The 18,592-nt window shown below is 60.8% G+C and carries 17 protein-coding genes; 11 read left to right on the top strand and 6 right to left on the bottom strand.

The window, feature by feature from the left end:
• Nucleotides 1–4: 4 nt before the first annotated feature.
• The 4 genes from ABFB52_RS03470 to ABFB52_RS03485 all read left to right on the top strand — a co-directional run bounded on the left by ABFB52_RS03470 (nt 5) and on the right by ABFB52_RS03485 (nt 4,403).
• Nucleotides 5–1,405 carry a PIG-L family deacetylase gene (locus ABFB52_RS03470; RefSeq protein WP_129972316.1) on the top strand — a complete coding sequence of 467 codons (1,401 nt, stop codon included), beginning with the start codon at nt 5–7 and terminating at the stop codon, nt 1,403–1,405.
• Between the two features lie 84 nt (nt 1,406–1,489).
• Complete coding sequence (locus ABFB52_RS03475; RefSeq protein WP_102686810.1) at nt 1,490–2,446, top strand: glycosyltransferase; 957 nt, start codon at nt 1,490–1,492, stop codon at nt 2,444–2,446.
• Nucleotides 2,447–2,501: 55 nt separating this feature from the next.
• A complete protein-coding gene (locus ABFB52_RS03480) occupies nt 2,502–3,263 on the top strand; it encodes a hypothetical protein (RefSeq protein ID WP_085746471.1) in 762 nt (253 codons plus the stop codon).
• A gap of 48 nt (nt 3,264–3,311) precedes the next feature.
• Nucleotides 3,312–4,403 carry a glycosyltransferase gene (locus ABFB52_RS03485; RefSeq protein WP_129972336.1) on the top strand — a complete coding sequence of 364 codons (1,092 nt, stop codon included), beginning with the start codon at nt 3,312–3,314 and terminating at the stop codon, nt 4,401–4,403.
• Here ABFB52_RS03485 and ABFB52_RS03490 read toward each other — a convergent pair.
• Nucleotides 4,398–5,003 (bottom strand): toluene tolerance protein, encoded by a 606-nt coding sequence (locus ABFB52_RS03490; RefSeq protein ID WP_129972317.1) that lies wholly within the window; start codon nt 5,001–5,003, stop codon nt 4,398–4,400. The two genes, ABFB52_RS03485 and ABFB52_RS03490, sit on opposite strands and share 6 nt — an antisense overlap.
• Nucleotides 5,004–5,113: 110 nt before the next feature.
• Here ABFB52_RS03490 and ABFB52_RS03495 point away from each other — a divergent pair, with 110 nt between their 5' ends.
• The 5 genes from ABFB52_RS03495 (at nt 5,114) to hldE (ending at nt 11,132) form a co-directional block, all read left to right on the top strand.
• The gene (locus ABFB52_RS03495) at nt 5,114–6,286 is read left to right on the top strand and encodes an O-antigen ligase family protein (RefSeq protein WP_085746474.1); all 1,173 of its coding nucleotides are present in this window, start codon (nt 5,114–5,116) and stop codon (nt 6,284–6,286) included.
• Nucleotides 6,287–6,301: 15 nt separating this feature from the next.
• The gene (msbA, locus tag ABFB52_RS03500; RefSeq protein WP_085746475.1) at nt 6,302–8,107 is read left to right on the top strand and encodes a lipid A export permease/ATP-binding protein MsbA; all 1,806 of its coding nucleotides are present in this window, start codon (nt 6,302–6,304) and stop codon (nt 8,105–8,107) included.
• Between the two features lie 189 nt (nt 8,108–8,296).
• On the top strand, nt 8,297–9,001 hold the full coding sequence (locus ABFB52_RS03505) for a sulfotransferase family 2 domain-containing protein (protein WP_085746476.1): 705 nt from the start codon (nt 8,297–8,299) through the stop codon (nt 8,999–9,001).
• Nucleotides 8,994–9,605: an adenylyl-sulfate kinase gene (gene cysC / locus ABFB52_RS03510; RefSeq protein WP_129972318.1), complete on the top strand. Its 612-nt coding sequence runs from the start codon at nt 8,994–8,996 to the stop codon at nt 9,603–9,605. The genes ABFB52_RS03505 and cysC overlap by 8 nt, the downstream gene beginning before the upstream one ends.
• Before the next feature lie 102 nt (nt 9,606–9,707).
• On the top strand, nt 9,708–11,132 hold the full coding sequence (gene hldE, locus ABFB52_RS03515) for a bifunctional D-glycero-beta-D-manno-heptose-7-phosphate kinase/D-glycero-beta-D-manno-heptose 1-phosphate adenylyltransferase HldE (protein ID WP_129972320.1): 1,425 nt from the start codon (nt 9,708–9,710) through the stop codon (nt 11,130–11,132).
• Between the two features lie 66 nt (nt 11,133–11,198).
• Here hldE and ABFB52_RS03520 read toward each other — a convergent pair whose 3' ends face one another.
• From ABFB52_RS03520 to ABFB52_RS03535, 4 genes are all read right to left on the bottom strand, one after another.
• Complete coding sequence (locus tag ABFB52_RS03520; protein ID WP_102686806.1) at nt 11,199–12,167, bottom strand: metal ABC transporter ATPase; 969 nt, start codon at nt 12,165–12,167, stop codon at nt 11,199–11,201.
• A gap of 31 nt (nt 12,168–12,198) precedes the next feature.
• Nucleotides 12,199–13,011: an aldo/keto reductase gene (locus ABFB52_RS03525; RefSeq protein WP_102686805.1), complete on the bottom strand. Its 813-nt coding sequence runs from the start codon at nt 13,009–13,011 to the stop codon at nt 12,199–12,201.
• On the bottom strand, nt 13,008–14,183 hold the full coding sequence (locus ABFB52_RS03530; protein WP_102686804.1) for an FAD-dependent oxidoreductase: 1,176 nt from the start codon (nt 14,181–14,183) through the stop codon (nt 13,008–13,010). The genes ABFB52_RS03525 and ABFB52_RS03530 overlap by 4 nt, the downstream gene beginning before the upstream one ends.
• 126 nt (nt 14,184–14,309) lie before the next feature.
• The gene (locus ABFB52_RS03535; protein ID WP_007952237.1) at nt 14,310–14,642 is read right to left on the bottom strand and encodes an SMR family transporter; all 333 of its coding nucleotides are present in this window, start codon (nt 14,640–14,642) and stop codon (nt 14,310–14,312) included.
• 102 nt (nt 14,643–14,744) lie between these two features.
• Here ABFB52_RS03535 and ABFB52_RS03540 point away from each other — a divergent pair, with 102 nt between their 5' ends.
• Nucleotides 14,745–15,647 carry a LysR family transcriptional regulator gene (locus ABFB52_RS03540; RefSeq protein ID WP_007952236.1) on the top strand — a complete coding sequence of 301 codons (903 nt, stop codon included), beginning with the start codon at nt 14,745–14,747 and terminating at the stop codon, nt 15,645–15,647.
• An 11-nt stretch (nt 15,648–15,658) separates the two neighbouring features.
• The gene (waaA, locus tag ABFB52_RS03545) at nt 15,659–16,939 is read left to right on the top strand and encodes a lipid IV(A) 3-deoxy-D-manno-octulosonic acid transferase (protein WP_129972321.1); all 1,281 of its coding nucleotides are present in this window, start codon (nt 15,659–15,661) and stop codon (nt 16,937–16,939) included.
• A 30-nt stretch (nt 16,940–16,969) separates the two neighbouring features.
• Here the strand turns inward: waaA and ABFB52_RS03550 are convergent, their stop codons facing one another.
• Nucleotides 16,970–18,403 carry a TolC family outer membrane protein gene (locus tag ABFB52_RS03550; protein ID WP_085746481.1) on the bottom strand — a complete coding sequence of 478 codons (1,434 nt, stop codon included), beginning with the start codon at nt 18,401–18,403 and terminating at the stop codon, nt 16,970–16,972.
• Between the last annotated feature and the right edge of the window lie 189 nt (nt 18,404–18,592).

Here is an 18,592-nt window from a genome sequence, read left to right on the forward strand (position 1 = left end):
GCCCATGAGCCGCAAACAGCAATTGCTCAAGCGCCACCGGCGCAATAAACGCATCGGCCTGTTGATCGCACTGGTCGTGTTGATCGCTCTCGGTGTGCTGGTGGCCTGGTGGTTGCCGCTGGTGCTGGCATTGGTTGGCTGGATCGCCCACGAAGCGTGGTTCGCCGATCACCTGTTCTATTCGCCGAAAGACGATTACCAATACAGCTTTCCGCCGTTTACCCCGCAGCCAAAAGTGCATTTGAACGGCGAGCAATTGCGCCTCGACGAAGGCGTGATGCTGATGGACGACGCTACGCTGATCCTCGCGGTGAATGTCAAAAGCAGCTTTCTGGGACGCTTCTTCGATCCTCGGGTCGAGTTGGCCGGGGGCACCCATCCCGATGCGCAGACGTTCGAACGTGGCGTCAACGGTCTGCGTTATCTGAACCTCAGCGGGCAGGCGCAGGCCTTGTCGCAAGGCCAGTTGCGTCTGCGCGGGCGCTTTTGCCGGGGCTCCGGCGAGCCGGTGCTGTGGGCACTGGAGCAGCCGGACTACCGCCAGCAGCGGGTGATGGTCATCGCCCCTCACGCCGACGATGCCGAACTCGCCGCCTACGGTCTGTACAGCCAGGCCAGTGAAGCCTGGATCGTGACGCTGACCGCCGGCGAGATCGAAGCCGAACATTATCAACAGATGGGCCTGAACAAGGTCGAGGCGGCGCGTCTCAAGGGGCGCTTGCGTGCCTGGGACAGTCTAGCCGTACCGCGTTGGGCCGGCGTGCCGCAGGAGCACTGCGTGCAGCTCGGGTATTTCTGCCTGCAACTGGCGGCGATGCAGGCTGCGCCGAATCAGCCGGTGGGTTCGCGGGAAGCTGATTTGAGTGATACACGGATGTTTCGTCAGCTGAATCCGTTTGCCTTGCCCGGTGATGCCGATGGCGCGCCGACCTGGAACAATCTGCTGGCCGACCTGCGTGACGTGCTGTCCCGCGCGCGCCCGGATGTGATCGTGCTGCCGCATCCGACGCTCGATCCGCATCCCGATCACATCTGCGCCCAGGACGCCGTGCTGGAAGTCTTGCGTGGTCTTGACTGGCAACCGGTCCTGCTCGGCTACGCCAACCACCTGCACGATAACGATCGCTGGCCGATGGGTGATAGCGGGCAAGGTATCGCCCTGCCGCCGACATTCGACTCGTCGCAACCGATGCAGCCATTGTGCGTGCCGTTGACGCTCTCGCAGCAACGTGACAAAGCCATGGCCTTGGGCATGATGCACGACCTGCAACCACCGGCTCCGTTCAAGCGTCGCCTGCGGCGCGGCCTGCAGCGCCTGCTTGCGGGGCGTGCGGGCTCGCCCTACGGTGAAAACGAATTTTTCCGCAAGGCTGTACGACGCCATGAACTGTTCTGGCGTTTATAGATGGTACGGGCCTGAAGTACGTCCGCTTTCGAGCGGAAAGACCTTCAGGCGTTGCTCTGTTTGCCTGTCGCGGCAAGGAAGACGATGAAAGTTTTATTTCTGGTGCAGAAAGATCAGCGGGCGATTCTGGATCGCTTGTACGAAGGTGTTGCGGCACATTGCGAGTGCGATTTGCGGTGGCTGAGCAGCGATGAACAGCGCAATCTGCGTCGCTATTTCCGGCGCGAAGTCGACGTTACGCAATATGACCGCATCGTGTTTTTCCTTCGTTTCAAGCAGGAAATACGTCAGGTCGGATTTATCCGCACGATCCCCAATCTGGTGATTCTGGAACACGATGCCTACCAGAATTACATTCCGTGCAAGTACACCGGCAAGTTCAGCGCGCATTATCGCCGCTTGCCGTGGGCACGAGTGATCAGCTCCGGCTTCGTGGTCACTGAGCGCCTTCGTCAGGAGGGTTTCGACGCCGTCTTCGTGCCCAAGGGCTACGACCAGTCACAACTTGAAGATCAGGGGCGCGAGCGGGATATCGAGCTGGCTTTCGTGGGTAGCACCAACAGTGTTGCCTACAGCGGTCGCAAAGCCTTGCTCGACGAGTTGGGGCGCGTCGAGCCTTTGGTGGTCACTCGTACGAAATCCGGAGAGGAATACCGCGACACGCTCAACCGAATCCGCTTTTTTGTCAGCGCCGACGTTGGCATGGGCGAATTCATGATCAAGAATTTCGAAGCGATGGCCTGCGGTTGTGTATTGCTGGCGTTTGATCAGGGGGCAGAGGAAAGTCAGGCCCTGGGGTTGAAGGACATGCACAACGTGGTGTTCTACAAGGACATCGCACAGCTTCAGGAGAAGCTGGCCGTATTGCGCAGCGATCCGGAACTGGCGCCGCGAATTGCGCGCAACGGTCGCGAGCTCGCGGTCAGTCAGTTCAGCTTTGCACGAATCGGCCAACGTATCGTCGAGGAACTTAAGCCAGAACTGCGGGCTCGTGCGCCGCTGAGCCTTCTGGAAAAGGTGCGTCTGAAGCTGGGCATTTGACAAGCACTACCCGGCAATCGATATTGCTGGCGACTTTTACCTAATTGAGATTCCGGTGCAATTTACTCAAGAAAGTGACATCACCCTGGTGGTCACCAGCTGTGGTCGAATGGATCTGCTCAAGATAACGCTTGAGAGCTTCGACCGGTTCAATACCGCTCCCATCCGTGAAGTGTTCATCACGGAGGATGCGGGGGATGAAGGTGTGCACGCTGTGATTCCTGCTCATTGGAAGGAGCATTGCACCGTATTCATCAATCGCCCGAAGCTGGGGCAGCTGGCATCAATCGACTTGGCTTACGCACATGTCACCACACCCTATGTCTTCCATTGCGAAGACGACTGGGAATTCTATCGCCCGGGATTTGTGGAAGACTCCAGGACCATTCTCGACCTGCGCCCGGAAATTCTGCAGGTCTGGCTGCGTAGCTATAATCATGACTTGCGGGTGCACAGTCCTTACATTCGGCTGGAGACGCGGGAGATCGTCGGCGGGGTAGCTTGTTACCCGTTGGTGTCCGACAAGCCTGAGTGGCAGGGCTTTTCGCTGAATCCTGGCTTGCGCCGGATGAAGGAATACCGCTTGTGCGCACCTTTTGCCGGATTCAGTGGGGAGAAGGCGCTGTCCATTCGCTACGCAGACTTGAATCTGACGGCCATGACGCTGGAAGCGGACGCCGTCATGCACACGGGTTTCGGTCTGCATGTGCAAACGGCTGTCGAGCGTCAGCGCAAGGCGCGCCGCAGTCGTCGCGAACAGATAAAGTTCGTATTGTCTTTGCTGTTGGGAGTCTGTATTGGCTGGTTCATCAATTAAATGCACCGCAGCTTTTTTCCAGAAACCCAGGTATTGGCTTCGTTCCCTATGAGTATTCTCAACGTCATGTGGGCCGGGGGTGCTCCGTTTGCCTCAACTCATAAGGTGCATCAACAGATCCTGTCTCAGGCCGCCTCGTCGGAGCCGGTTCAAACCTGGTTGCTTCAAGGCCGCGCCTGCGAAGGTGGGCTGAGCGTTGGCGAAGTGACGGAGTGGGGGCTGTCCTCCGCCCGGTTGAAAGGGCGGCATTTCTGGCGGCTGACGAGGCCCTGGATGCGTTCCAGATTTCACAAAGCCCTCAAAAACAGCCGTGCACGCGTGGTGCTCCTCGATGGCCTTGGCGTAGCACGTACATTGCTGCCTGTCATCGAAGCCATGCCCGACGTTCGTGCGGTGGTGGTCTTTCATGGTTCGACGCGGCTTCATCCTGCGGATCGCGCGCTCTTCAAACGAATTCCCTCCTCGCAACTGACGCTGGTTGCAGTCTCGAACACCCTCGCGGCGTCGTTGTGTCAGGACTTGCAGATTCAGGTCATGACGTTGCGCAGCGCTTTCGATCCTCTGGCGTTTCGTGCCGACCTTCTCCCTCGGGAGCAGGCGCGAGCGCGATTGGGTCTTGCGCTGGACAAACCGGTATTGGGAGCTGTTGGGCGACTGGTCGCGGGCAAGGGGTTTGGTTGCCTGCTCGACGCTTTCGCCGAAGCCTTGCTTCAGCGACCTGATCTGCAGTTGGTGATTCTCGGTGAAGGCACGGGGCGCGCTGTGCTGGAGGCGCGGATCGATGAGCTGCAATTGCGTGGCAAGGTCTTGCTGCCGGGGCATCTGGATGATGCGGCTCAGCTTTACCGGGCATTCGATTGGGTTGCCATGCCGTCGCTGAATGAAGGCCTGGGGCTGATCATGCAGGAAGCCGTCATGGCGGGTGTTCCGGTTTTATCCAGTGAGCTGGAGGTGTTTCGCGAACAGTTGGCCGATACCGGCTGGTATGCCCCCGTTCAGGATGTGGCCGCCTGGCGTGACGCGATCCTGAGGGCGTTCAGCGCATCGGCCGAAACAGTCGCCGCCGAGCAATATCAGGCGCTGGCGCCTGACCAGGCCTGGCTCGATTTCAGCCAGGCTGCCCACGACCTGCTTTCATGAAGACATTACGGCCTGTTCCAGTGCTTGCATTGGAAAGGTTTCGTTCAGCTTCTCGCGTTCAATATAGCGAGCGAAATGCTGCAGGTTGCGCTTGACCAGATACCGGGGCAACGGCGCCCGCAAAAAACGCAAGTCTGCTACATCGATCAGGCCCATGCAGTTGTCGGGCGTCACCACAATGTTGCCCAGGTGCAGCGAACGAAAATAGATCCCCGATTCATGAAGATTGCGGATCAGACCGGCCAGGTCTGGCAATGCCTGCTGCCACGAAAAACCTTCCTTGCTGGCAATCTGGCGCAAGGTCTCTCCCGGCAATGGCTGGTAGAGCACAGCTGTCATGCCAGGAGCTTGCAGTTTATAAAGCTGCAGGACCTGAAGGGTTGGAACGCCCAGTTTTTGCAGTCCGACGGCGTTATCGATGAAGCGTTTCGAGTAGGGGCGCCACAGTGCGGATGAAAAAAACCGTTTGCGGCGGAACAGTTTCAGAATATTCCCATCCTGCAACAGGTAGACTTTCGGCCCGTAGCTATCGGCCTCCAGGATTCTGGCACCGTCAATCATTTGATTCAAAGTGGCCTCTGGCAGCCGGGAAAATTGCATCGTGAAAAGCCTTGTGGGAAGAACGGGGCGCTGTGGCGGGCAATGATGCCGAAAAGTTTCAGCTTTAACCATGCCGGGCTGGGTGGGTGAACTCTATCAGGAGCAGTTTGATGCAAGAAACACGTTGGGCGAAAGCATGGATGTCGACAGGTCTGTTGTGGTTTCTGTTAGCCATTGCCATTGCGCCTACCAACAAAGCCTATCAGCAAGGCCTGGTCGTATTGCTCTGGATACCTGCGCTGGTCTTTTCCTGGTCTGCACGGGCCCGGCTCAGGGAGATGTTTCATGAACAGCGCTGGATCTGGCTGCCGATGCTCGGGCTTCTGGCCTGGTCTTTGATCAGTCTTTCATGGACGAACGCCGCGGACAGCGGGCGCGAGGCCAAGCGGTTGCTGTATATCGTGGTTTTTCTTCTGTTCTTTCCGGTTTTCGCCAATGGCAGACCCGACCGTGTGATTCGCATCATGCAATGGGGTGGCATCGGGCTGGCGGCCACGGCAATCGCGGCTATCGTCAAATTCTACCTTCTCGATGGCAATGTCCTGATGGCGCGCGTGGAAGGCCTGGGCGAGCTGGCCCACCCGATCCTCGGGGGCTATGTCATCGGCCTGGCGGCGGTATGGCTTGTTCTGTGGCCACCACAAACCGGGCGGATGCAGATTGTCTGGGTCATCGCGATGACGTTTCTGGGCATGTTCGTACTGCTCAGCCAGAGTCGCGGCGCCGCATTGGCATTGTTTCTCACGCTGCTTGCCATGCCGATCTGGTGCGGTGACCGCCGCAGCCGTGCAATTGCGGCGTGCGCGTTGGTTGTCGCCATGCTGGCTTTCGTGTTGTTCGAGCCGTTGGTCATGGCGCGCGGCGTTTCCTACCGGCCGCAGATTCTGATGGCCTGCCTGCAAATGATCGCCGAGCACCCCCTGCGTGGGCTGGGTCTTGGTGGCGACTACAAAGTGTTTGCTTCGGGCATGTATTTTGACCATGCCCATAATCTGTTCACCCATGTCGCTATCGAGCTGGGCCTGCCAGGCTTGCTGTTGTGGTGTGCAATCTGGATTGCCGTCTTGTGCCAGGCATGGAAAGCCCGGGAAACCCTCTACGGGCGGGGCATCATTGGCATTTGGCTGTTCTCGAGCCTGGCCATGCAATTCGACGCCGCCAGCCTGACCGGAACCCCAAGGGCCGAGTGGTTTGTAAGCTGGTTGCCTATTGGTCTGGCCAGTGTTTTGGTATGGGCTCGGGCCAATCCCGGTGCCTGTGATAAAATTTCGCGTTCTTCCTAATCAGTGAGCCCTACGATGAGTGACGTACCGCCCAAAGCGGAACAGGATTCCAGCCTGAAGATCTACTTTCGGCTGTTGGGGTACGTAAAGCCCTATATCGGCCTTTTCCTTCTGAGTATCGTGGGCTTCGTGATTTTTGCCTCCACCCAGCCAATGCTGGCGGGAATACTCAAATATTTTGTCGATGGCCTGAGCAATCCCGAAGCGGTGCTCTTTCCCAATGTTCCTTATCTCAAGGACCTGCAGTTGTTGATGGCCGTGCCGTTGCTGATCATTCTGATCGCTGCCTGGCAGGGTCTGGGGTCGTTTCTCGGCAACTTTTATCTGGCGAAAGTATCGCTGGGACTGGTGCATGACCTGCGCATCGAGTTGTTCAACAAACTGCTGGTGCTGCCCAATCGTTATTTCGACACCCATAATTCAGGGCATCTGATTTCGCGCATCACGTTCAACGTGACCATGGTGACCGGTGCCGCCACCGATGCCATCAAGGTGGTTATCCGTGAAGGCCTGACGGTGGTGTTTCTGTTCGCCTATCTGCTCTGGATGAACTGGAAGCTGACCCTCGTCATGCTGGCGATCCTTCCGTTGATTGCCTTAATGGTGGGGAGTACCAGCAAGAAATTCCGCAAGCAGAGCAAGAAGATCCAGGTGGCCATGGGCGACGTGACTCACGTGGCTTCCGAAACCATCCAGGGCTATCGCGTGGTGCGCAGTTTTGGTGGCGAGAGCTATGAAGAGCGCCGCTTTGCCGCTGCCAGCCAGAGCAACACCGACAAGCAATTGCGCATGACCAAGACCGGAGCGGTCTATACGCCCATGCTGCAGCTGGTGATCTACAGCGCCATGGCCGTGCTGATGTTCCTGGTGCTGTTCCTGCGTGGCGATGCCACGGCCGGTGATCTGGTGGCGTACATCACGGCCGCGGGTCTGCTGCCCAAGCCGATCCGGCAGTTGTCGGAGGTCAGTTCGACCATCCAGAAAGGGGTTGCCGGTGCCGAAAGCATTTTCGAGCAACTGGACGTAGAACCTGAAGTGGATAACGGTACGGTGGAGCGTGACCGGGTCAGCGGCCATCTGCAGGTACGCAACCTCAGTTTCACTTACCCGGGCACCGAGCGCGAAGTGCTGAAGAACATCAACTTCAGTGCGGCGCCAGGCCAGATGATCGCACTGGTGGGTCGCTCCGGTAGCGGCAAGTCGACTCTCGCCAGCCTGATTCCGCGTTTCTATCATCACGATATCGGGGAGATTCTGCTCGATGACGTCGAGATCGAAGATTACCGATTGCGCAACCTGCGTCGCCACGTTGCACAGGTCACCCAGCATGTGACCCTGTTCAACGACACGATTGCCAACAACATCGCCTACGGCGACCTGGCCGGTGCCCCCCGGGCCGATATCGAAAAGGCCGCTACCGACGCCTACGCAATGGACTTCATCTCGCAAATGCCCGAAGGCCTGGACACCCAGGTCGGGGAAAATGGCGTGTTGCTGTCCGGCGGTCAGCGTCAGCGCCTGGCGATAGCACGGGCGTTGTTGAAGAATGCACCGCTGCTGATTCTCGATGAGGCGACATCGGCACTGGATACCGAATCCGAGCGGCACATTCAGGCAGCGCTGGATCACGTCATGAAGGGCCGCACCACGCTGGTCATCGCTCATCGCCTCTCGACGATCGAGAAGGCCGATCTGATTCTGGTGATGGATCAGGGCCAGATTGTCGAACGTGGCACCCACGCACAGTTGCTGGCGCAGAACGGCTACTACTCGCGTCTGCATGCGATGGGCCTGGATGCTCCGGCTGAAGACATCGCCTGATCCCGACGACAGGATGGGACTGCCCCATCCTGTCGCCCTTCGGGGCGTGCAATGCGCTTCCGAGATATGTATCCGTTTCTTTACGCTTCTTGACCAAACTTGAATAAATCCCGGTAACACGCTTGTTAAGGTTCTCGAACGAACTTTGACTTCAATCGAGAGGGCCATCCCTTTCGCGTGGGTACTGCGATGCTGCAACGTTATCTCTGGAAGCTGTTGCCCAAGGCACAGCGGCAATTTCTGCTGGATCGACTGTCAGTCGTGGACCGTCAGGTCGTGAACAAGTCGATGTCTGCGAATCGGCACTACCCCCCATCGTTCGCGCAGCGTTCCTGTCTGTTTATCCACGTGCCCAAATGCGCCGGCAGCAGTATCTGTACGGCGATGTTCAACGGCAGGACTCCGGGTCACCTGCCGCTGTACTGGTACGAGCAGCAGTTTCCCGAGCAGTATGCCGCTGCGTACAAGTTTGCTTTCGTACGAGATCCTCTGGAGCGGGCGTATTCGGCTTATGCGTTTCTCCACGGCAATACGTTGAGCGGGCGTGATCATGCCGCGCAGCAACTGGTTCGGCAGTACCGGGACTTCGACGATTTCATTGCCCGCTGGCTGCATACGGAGACGATCTCGCGACAACTGCATTTTGCCGCACAGAGCGATTTTTTGACCGACTCGCTGGGCCATCTGGCCATGGATTTCATCGGCTATCAGGAGCATCTGGAGCGGGATTTTCAGATTGTCTGCGAGCAGTTGGGGATGGTGTGTCAGCTGCCACACGTCAACGTTTCCGTGCTGCGCCAGCCGACCAAGGCGCGAGAGTTCTGTACCTTGCGAACCCGGCGTCTGGTACGTCGGGTCTATCAACGTGACTATGAGTTGCTCGGTTATGAATGAAGGGCTCTCGAGTCTGGCGACCGCATCGGCCATTCACCCCTACGGCCTGGCCCTTTCACCTCGGGACAGGGCTGCGCTCAAGGCCCAGCATCCTCGCTGCCTGTGGCTGACCGGATTGTCCGGTGCCGGCAAATCGACGTTGGCCAACACCCTGGAAGTGCATTTGCATGAATTCGGCCTGCACACGTTTTTGCTCGACGGCGATAACGTGCGCAACGGTTTGTGCCGGGACCTGGGAATGGACGATGCGAGTCGTCGGGAAAATATCCGGCGCATGGCTGAAGTGGCCCGGCTGATGGTTGACGCCGGCCTGATCGTCATCGTCGCGGCGATCTCGCCGTTTCGGGCCGAGCGGGACGCTGCGCGGCAACTGTTTGCCGAGGGCGACTTTATCGAAGTGCATGTGAGCACTTCGCTCAAGGTGTGCGAGCGCCGAGACCCGAAAGGTCTGTACCAGGCCGTGCGAGAGGGCCGTATCCAGCATTTTACTGGCATCGACAGCCCTTACGAGGCGCCGTTGGCAGCGGAATGCCGGATCGACACGGAAGCGGTCGAACTGAGCGAAGCCTGCCAGCGACTGGCGGCTTTTCTGCTTAAAAAATGAGCAAAAAAGCCAGCTGTTTCATCCTGTTGCAGCCGCCGCACAAGCCTTCGCCAACCCTGTGTTAATATCGCGCCCCTGTTCATTTTGTATGTGGGTTGCTCCATGAAGTTGTCCATGCCGCGATTCGATCAAGCCCCTGTCTTGGTGGTCGGCGATGTCATGCTCGACCGTTACTGGCATGGTGGTACCTCACGGATTTCCCCTGAGGCGCCGGTTCCTGTCGTTAAAGTCGAGCAAATCGAAGACCGCCCGGGCGGTGCCGCCAACGTTGCCTTGAACATTGCCGCGCTGGGTGCGCCGGCGTCGCTGGTCGGTGTGACCGGTGACGACGAAGCCGCCGACAGCCTGAGCAACAGCCTCAAGGGTGCGGGCGTGCGAGCCTTGTTCCAGCGCATCGCGCATCAGCCGACCATCGTCAAGCTACGGGTCATGAGCCGGCACCAGCAATTGCTGCGTATCGACTTCGAAGAACCGTTCGCCACCGACGCACTGGCCCTCGGCGCGCAGGTCGACGATCTGCTCGAAGGCATCAAGGTGCTGGTGCTGTCCGACTACGGCAAGGGCGCCCTGAAAAACCATCAGGCGCTGATCCAGGCCGCCCGTGCCAAAGGCATTCCGGTGCTGGCCGACCCGAAGGGCAAAGATTTCTCGATCTACCGTGGCGCGAGCCTGATCACCCCGAACCTCAGCGAGTTCGAAGCCATCGTCGGCGGTTGCGCCGATGAGCACGAGCTGGTGACCAAGGGCGCGACGCTGATGCACGACCTGGGTCTCGGCGCACTGCTGGTGACCCGTGGCGAACACGGCATGACCCTGTTGCGTCCGGATCATCCGGCGCTGCATTTGCCTGCACGGGCCCGTGAAGTGTTCGACGTGACCGGCGCCGGCGACACGGTGATTTCAACCCTGGCAGCCGCAATTGCCGCTGGCGAAGAACTGCCGCACGCGGTGGCGCTGGCCAATCTGGCGGCGGGCATCGTCGTCGGCAAGTTGGGTACCGCGGCGATCAGCGCCCCGGAACTGCGTCGCGCCATTCAGCGCGAGGAAGGTTCCGAACGTGGTGTGCTGGGTCTGGAGCAACTGCTGCTGGCAGTCGCCGATGCCCGTGCGCACAACGAGAAAATCGTGTTCACCAACGGCTGCTTCGACATCCTGCACGCCGGCCACGTGACCTACCTCGAGCAGGCGCGGGCCCAGGGCGATCGCCTGATCGTCGCGATCAACGACGATGCTTCGGTCAGCCGCCTGAAAGGGCCGGGCCGTCCGATCAACAGCGTTGACCGGCGCATGGCGGTTCTCGCCGGTCTCGGCGCGGTGGACTGGGTGATCAGCTTCGCTGAGGGCACCCCGGAAAACCTGCTGCGCGAGGTCAAGCCGGACGTGCTGGTGAAGGGCGGCGATTACGGCATCGACCAGGTTGTCGGCGCGGATATCGTCAAAGCCTACGGCGGCACCGTTAAGGTGCTGGGGCTGGTGGAAAACAGCTCGACCACGGCGATTGTGGAAAAAATCCGCAAATCCGAGTGATGCAAACATAAAGACCGCGCCTGCGATGACTCTCCGGAGTCACTCGCAGGCGCGGTCTTTTGCCGTTCAGGAGTTCACTTTCTTGCGTGGCACGATCTTCTTCAGCAGTTGCTTCGCCTTGCCGCGCAAGCGCGCCAGCCCGGTGTCCTTGGGCGGTGGCGTCAGACCCTGCTGGCGCAGCCAGTCCTTCCAGCGAATACGCTCGTCGCGCACCAGCCAGCCGTCCTGCCGGGCGAAACTTTCCGCCAGGTACAGACCGCGAGTGCCCGCCGGGTACAACTGACCTTTCTTCAGCGTGTACAGCTCGGGCAGCGGTTCGCCGTCCTGCAACGGCATCAAGTACAGATCGGGGCGCTTGCGGTCGAGTCGGGCGACCAGTTGATCGCCTTCCAGCCGTTCATCGACATGGAACAGGCTGAGGTTCTTGGCTTCCTTGGGCACGTCCAGCCGCAGGTCGTAGATCAATTGCAGGGACGCGGTCGGCAAATGCACGTAGGCCCGCGGCCGTTCAAGCAATTGCAGATTGGCGCAGCGCACCGGCCGTGCCGAACCGGACAGCGGCGTCAGGCGAAAGGGCAGAGCCTCGCGATAATGCAGCGCCGAGGCATACGGCGCCGGCAGCCAGGTGTCATTGAAGCGCCCGCCGAGCCAGCCTTCCGGGGTTTCCAGCAGGCATTCTTCGGCGATCTCCTGGATCGCTGTGTGCAGCGGAATGTTCAGCTCATGGGCCGGCACGTAACCGGAAATCAGCTTGAGCACCACATCGCCGCGATCCTGCCGACGCTGGCGCACCAGCACCCAGTAATCGCGATTCTGCCAGTGCAGCGTCAGGCGCACCGAGACGCCGAGGTTGGCCAGCTCCAGCGCAAACCGCTCGGCGTCAGCCACGTTGACCGGTTTGCGTCGCTGCAGGGTCTGGGCGAAATTCAGCGGCATGCCGACGCTCTGGTAGGTCAGGCCTTCCGACGTGGCTTCGACGAACAGCGGCAGCGTCTTGAAGTTGCTCGGGTTCTTTCTGATGAGCGTACGCGGCATGTCGGCTCCTGCTTAAGGCCGCGAGGCGGCGTCAGTGACCACGAAGGACCTGGGCAACGGTCGCAACGTTATGGGCGAGGTGCAGCGGATTGATTGTCCCGACAATGGCACTGGCCACGCCGGGCTGGGCGAACAGCAACTCGAAGCTGGCTCGCACCGGATCCACGCCGGGACTCAGGCACACATGACCGCTGGCCAGTGCCTTTTTCACCAGAATGGCTTTGCCGTGGGCAGCAGCATAGTCAATGACCGCCTTCTCGTTTTGTTCGTTCAAATTGTAGGTGACCATCGCACAGTCGCCTTGCTCCAGTGCTTTGAGGCCACCGTCGACGGTTTTGCCGGAAAAGCCGAAGCCGCGAATCTTGCCCTCGGCCTTGAGTGCCGCGAGGGTTGCGTAGACTTCGCTGTCGTTGAGGATCGCCAGATCGTTACCGTCGGAGTGCACCAGCACCAGGTCGATAAAATCGGTTTCAAGACGTTGCAGGGTGCGCTCCACCGACATCCGAGTGTGAGCGGCGCTGAAGTCGTGGGTCGACTGGCCGTCGACAAATTCTTCGCCGACCTTGCTGACGATCACCCAGTCCTGACGCTGACCGCGCAGCAACGGGCCGAGACGTTCCTCGCTGCGGCCATAGGCCGGTGCGGTGTCGATCAGGTTGATGCCCAGCTCCCGCGCCTGCTTGAGCAACATGCGCGCGGCGTCGTCGTCGGGAATCTGGAAGCCGTTGGGGTATTTCACGCCCTGGTCGCGGCCGAGTTTGACGGTGCCCAGGCCCAGTGGCGAAACCAGCAGGCCGGTGCTGCCCAGTGGGCGATGCAGATCGTGCAGGGTCGGCAGGCTCATGGCAGCAGTTGCTCCCAGGCGGGAACACCCATCGGTGGTTTTGGCAGCTCGGGCAGCGGAGCCGGGTGGCTTGGCTGGATGCCGTCGCGTTCGAGGGACGCGATCACGCGGTCAGCGAAGTCTGGCGCCAGGGCCAGTTTGGTTGGCCAGCCGACCAGCAGGCGACCTTCTTCAGCGAGGAAGGCGTTGTCTGGACGGGTAAGACCGGTTTGCAGCGGTTCGGCGCGATCGACGCGCAGGGTCGCCCATTGCACGGTGCTCAGGTCGATCCATGGCAACAACTGGCCAAGTTCTTTTTTAGCGGTGGCGATCTGTTCGGCCGGCTCACGGGCCACGCCTTCGGACTCGGCAATGTCGCCGCCCAGATACCAGACCCACTGGCCGTCAGCGGCCGGGTGGGTGGTCACGGTGATGCGCGGCTTGGTGCCGCCACCGAGGCAGTGCGCGTACAGCGGCTTCAGGCCCGGGCCTTTCGCGATGATCATGTGCAGCGGCCGGCGTTGCATGGCCGGATGAGTCAGGCCCAAAGCAGTCAGCAGGTCGGCGGTACCGGCACCGGCACTGAGGACGATGCGCTGGGCACGGATCTCACGGCCGTCGACTTTCAGGCCAACCAGCACGCCGCTTTCCAGCAGCGGCTCGATGGTCTGGCCGGCGAGCAGACCGTCACCCGACAGGTCGGCCAGACGCTGGATCAGGCTCGGCACGTCGATCACCAGTTCGGCGAGGCGGTAGACCTTGCCCTTGAAACGCTTGTCTTGCAGGGCCGCCGGCAGTTGATCGCCCTTGACCTGATCGACCCGGCCACGCACCGCTTTGCTGGCGAAGAAACTGGTCAGATTGCCAGCGAGGGTGCCCGGCGACCACAGGTAATGGGCTTCGGACAGCAGGCGCACGCCGGTCAGGTCCAGTTCACCGTTGCCGGCCAGGGCTTCACGCCAGCGGCGCGGCATGTCGGCGATGGCTTCCGAGGCGCCGGTCAGTGCACCGTGCAGCGCGTACTTGGCGCCGCCGTGAATGATGCCCTGGGACTTCACACTCTGCCCGCCGCCGAGGCTGGCGCTTTCCACCAGCACGGTCGAGAAACCCTGGCGACGCAGGCGCGCGTTCAGCCAGAGACCGGCGACACCCGCGCCGACAATCAGCACGTCGGTGGAAATTGGAGATGGCATGCAACGACCTCAGTGTTCAAGACGAGGGCGCAGTATACAGACTCGGGGAAAAGGGGATTTGTCGATGATCAATGGAGGGAGGGCAGCCCTTGCCGGCGCAATTGCCTGCAAGGGCTCAGGTCAGGATCAATGGCCGGCCGTTTTCGAGAACAGCTGAATCACCACCACGCCGAGCACGATCAGCGCCATCCCGAGCATCGCCGGGATATCCAGCTTTTGCCCGTAGATGAACAGCGCCGCGACGCTGACCATCACGATGCCCATGCCGGCCCACACCGCGTAGGCCACGCCCACCGGCACGCTGCGCACCACCAGGGTCAGCATCCAGAACGCGATGGCGTAGCCGACGATGACCAGCACCAGTGGCAATGGCGTGCTGAAGCCTTTGACGGCTTTCATCGAAACGGTTGCGATCACTTCGGCACAGATGGCGATGGCCAGGTAGACGTAAGCGTTCATGTTCAAATCCTCGTGTGTAGCGTTGCTTTCTGAGGCGGCATTCTAGTGACTCCCCAGATGGGGTAAAGTCATTACCTATCTGTTTGCAAGATGGGTTGGCCGATGAGCATGCAGTGGAATCTGGAGCAGTTGCGGGTGTTCGTCGCGGTGGCCGAACAGCGTTCGTTTTCCGCCGTGGCGCGTCAGCAACGCAAGGCGCAGTCGGCGATCAGCAGCGCGATTGCCATGCTCGAGGACGATCTCGGTGTCAGTCTGTTCGAGCGTAGCAGTGGTCGCCAGCCGAGTCTTACCGAAACGGGTGAAGCCTTGCTTGAAGAGGCGCGTGAAGTGTTGCGTCAGTGCGAGCGCCTGAACGGTCGGGCCGTGGCCATGATGCGCGGGCAGGAAGCGCAACTGCGGGTAGCCCAGGACGAAGCGATGCCTTATCAGGCGCTGGTGGAAAGCTTCGGCGCGCTGGCCGAGCAGTTTCCCAGTCTTGAGGTGCAACTGACCAGCGCCGCCCAAGGCGAGGTTTCGCGCAAACTGGTGGAGCGCCGTGCCGATCTCGGATTGCTGTTCTATCACGACGAAATCCCCGAAGCGCTGGAGCGCCGGGTGCTGGGCAGTGTGGAAATGGTCACCGTCTGCGGGGTCAATCATCCGCTGGCGGCGCAGTCACGGGTCAACTGCCAGCAACTGGCTCAGCATCGGCAATTGCTGATGTCGACTCAGACCAGCGTCTATCCCGGCAGCGAACCGGCCAGTCCGCAGGTCTGGCGCGCCGACAGTTTCTACGTGATGGCCGAATGGCTGGTGCGCGATCTCGGTTGGGCCTGGCTGCCGCGTCACGTGGTGCAGTACTCGGCGTATCAGGGCCTGATGGTGGAACTCGACAGCGAATGGACGCCGCCGGCGCTGGTGGTGGAGCTGGTCTGGCGCCGCGACGAACCCCTCGGGCCAGCCGCCCGTTGGCTGGCGGAGCGATTTGCCATACACCTGCGGGCGATCGGCGGCAAAAGCCGATAAACTCCGCCGCCATGAATAGATCTCTCTACACCGCGCTGTTTTACCTGGGGCTGCCATTGGTGGCGATTCGGCTGTGGCTGCGCTCGCGCAAGGCGCCGGCGTATGCCAAGCGGATTGGCGAACGATTCTCCTATGGCATGCCGGCCCTGCAACCGGGCGGCATCTGGGTTCATGCCGTGTCGGTGGGCGAAAGCATCGCCGCCGCGCCGATGATTCGCGCGCTGCTGCAACGTTATCCACAGCTGCCGATTACCGTAACCTGTATGACCCCGACCGGCTCGGAGCGCATTCACGCGTTGTTCGCCAACGAGCCGCGCATCCAGCACTGCTATTTGCCGTATGACTTGCCCTGCGCGGCGGCGCGTTTTCTGGATCGCGTGCAGCCGAAACTGGCGGTGATCATGGAAACCGAACTGTGGCCCAACCACATTCACCAATGCGCCAAACGCAGGATTCCGGTGGCGCTGGCCAACGGGCGCCTGTCCGAACGTTCGGCCAAAGGCTATGGCCGATTCAGCAAACTGACCGCGCCGATGCTCGCCGAGATGAGCCTGTTCGCTGTGCAGACCGAGGCCGAAGCCCAGCGCTTCCGCGATCTCGGTGCGCGCCCGGAGACGGTCGAAGTCACCGGTTCGATCAAGTTCGACCTGACCATCGACCCGCAACTGCTGCAACGCGCTGCTGAACTGCGTGGCCAGTGGCAGGCGCTGGAGCGACCGGTATGGATCGCCGCCAGCACCCATGAAGGCGAGGACGAGGTGGTGCTGAACGCTCACCGTCGTTTGCTGGCCAACCATCCCGATGCGCTGCTGATTCTGGTGCCGCGTCATCCGGAGCGTTTCAACTCGGTGTTCGAGTTGTACCAGCGTGAAGGTTTCGCCACGGTGCGTCGTTCCACTGGCGCGGGCGTTGATGCGCAGACTTCGGTGCTGCTCGGCGACACCATGGGCGAGCTGCTGTTTCTCTACGCCCTGGCCGATAGCGCGTTTGTCGGCGGCAGCCTGGTGCCCAACGGCGGCCACAACCTGCTGGAACCGGCAGCGCTGGCGAAACCGGTGATCAGCGGCCCGCATCTGTTCAACTTCCTCGACATCGCCGCGCAACTGCGCAGCGCCGGAGCCTTGGCCGAAGTGGATGATGCCGAAGGTCTGGCGACAGAAGTGCAGCGTCTGTTCGAATTGCCGCGCGACGCACAGCGCATGGCCGACGCCGGGCTGAGCGTGATGCGCCGCAATCAGGGCGCGTTGCAGCGCTTGCTCGATGGCCTGGGAAGGTTGATCGACCGTCCATAAAAAACGCAGCCTCAGGGCTGCGTTTTTTGTTTAAGGCCGGGCCTTGAGCTGCGCTTCCGCAGCCTTGGCCAGATCCGGCGGCAGGAAGTCCTTGTCCGGGTTGTAGTCGGCTTTCAGATAACGCGTCAGATCCTGCAAATCACCCGGGTTCAACGTCCCCGCCGCCTGCTTCAGGCGCAGATTGTCGAGGATGTAGTCGTAGCGAGTGTTGTTGTAGTTGCGTACCGAGGTGTAGAGCTGACGCTGGGCGTCGAGCACGTCGACGATGTTGCGCGTACCTACCTGGTAACCGATTTCCGTGGCTTCCACTGCGCTCTGGTTGGAGATGATCGACTGGCGGCGCGCCTGCACCTGCTCGACGTCGGTGTTCACCGCGCGGTGCAGGTTGCGGGTGTTCTCCACCACTTGCCGGCGCAGGCCTTCACGCTGTTGTTCGGTCTGGTCCAGCCGCGAGTACGACTCGCGCACTTGCGAGCTGGTCAGTCCGCCGCTGTAGATCGGGATGTTCAGTTGTAAGCCCACGGTGCTCTGCTCGACGTTGCCACTGTACGGCGTACCGAACGCGTTCGGGTTGGAGAAGCCGAGGGCGTCGTTGTCGCCTTTCTCGTATTTGGCCACCGCGTCGAGGGTCGGCAGGTGGCCGGCCTTGCGCTGTTTCAGGGTCTGTTCGGCGGAGCTGACCGCGTAGTTGCTGGCCAGCAGATTGAGGTTCTGTTTCGCGGCGGTATCGACCCAGGCCTTGGCGTCGTTCGGCGCCGGCGGCAGGATCGGCAACGTGTGGACGATGCCCTGGATCGAGTTGTACTGGCGGTTGGTCAGGGTGATCAGCGCTTCGAACGCATCATCGACCTGACGCTGGGCGACGATCCGGTTGGCGCGCGCGGTGTCGTAACTGGCTTGCGATTGCAGCACGTCGGTCTTGTCCGACAGGCCCACATCGAAGCGCTCATTGGACTGATCGAGCTGGCGCTTGAACGCGGCTTCCTCGGCTTTGGTCGAGGCCAGGTTGTCCTGGCTGCGCAGCACGTTGAAGTAGCTTTCGGCGGTTTGCAGGATCAGGTTCTGCTCGGTGGCCGAGAGTTGCAGCGCGGCCTGCTCGTTGACGTCCTTGGCGGCCTGGTACTGGAACCAGCGGTCGGCGCGGAACAGCGGTTGCGCCAGCGTCGCCTGATAGGAGTGCGCGCTGCGATTGGCGATGGCCGAGGGCTGGTCGATCGAAGTGCGCACGTTGGCGACTTCAGCGCCGCCGGACAGGTTCGGCAGTAGCCCGGCGCGGGCCTGGGGCACCACTTCTTTCTGCGCACCGTACTGGGCGCGGGCAGCGGCCAGGTCGGCGTTGTTGTCGACGGCTTCCTGATAGACGCTGACCAGATCGGTCCTGGTCGATAAAGGCGCTTCTGCTGCCCAGGCCGTTGCGGTGGACGCACAAGACACGGCGACAGCCAGTGAGAGTTTGCGCAGCATGAGGCGATCCCTAGCATGAATATTATGGAAATAATCCGGGCGCCAAAGGTAAGGCGCGGCCCATGCAGCGTCAAGGCGCAGCATGGCGTAGCGAGTGTAGTTGCGCCAGCAGCAGGCAACAATCTGCCAATTGCGCCATTCATCATGGTGTTTGCCGCGGTGTTGGCGTTCTTTGCCGGTTGTGTCTAG

It is taken from the genome of Pseudomonas sp. 9.2(2024) (assembly GCF_039695385.1).
Classification (GTDB): domain Bacteria; phylum Pseudomonadota; class Gammaproteobacteria; order Pseudomonadales; family Pseudomonadaceae; genus Aquipseudomonas; species Aquipseudomonas paraglycinae.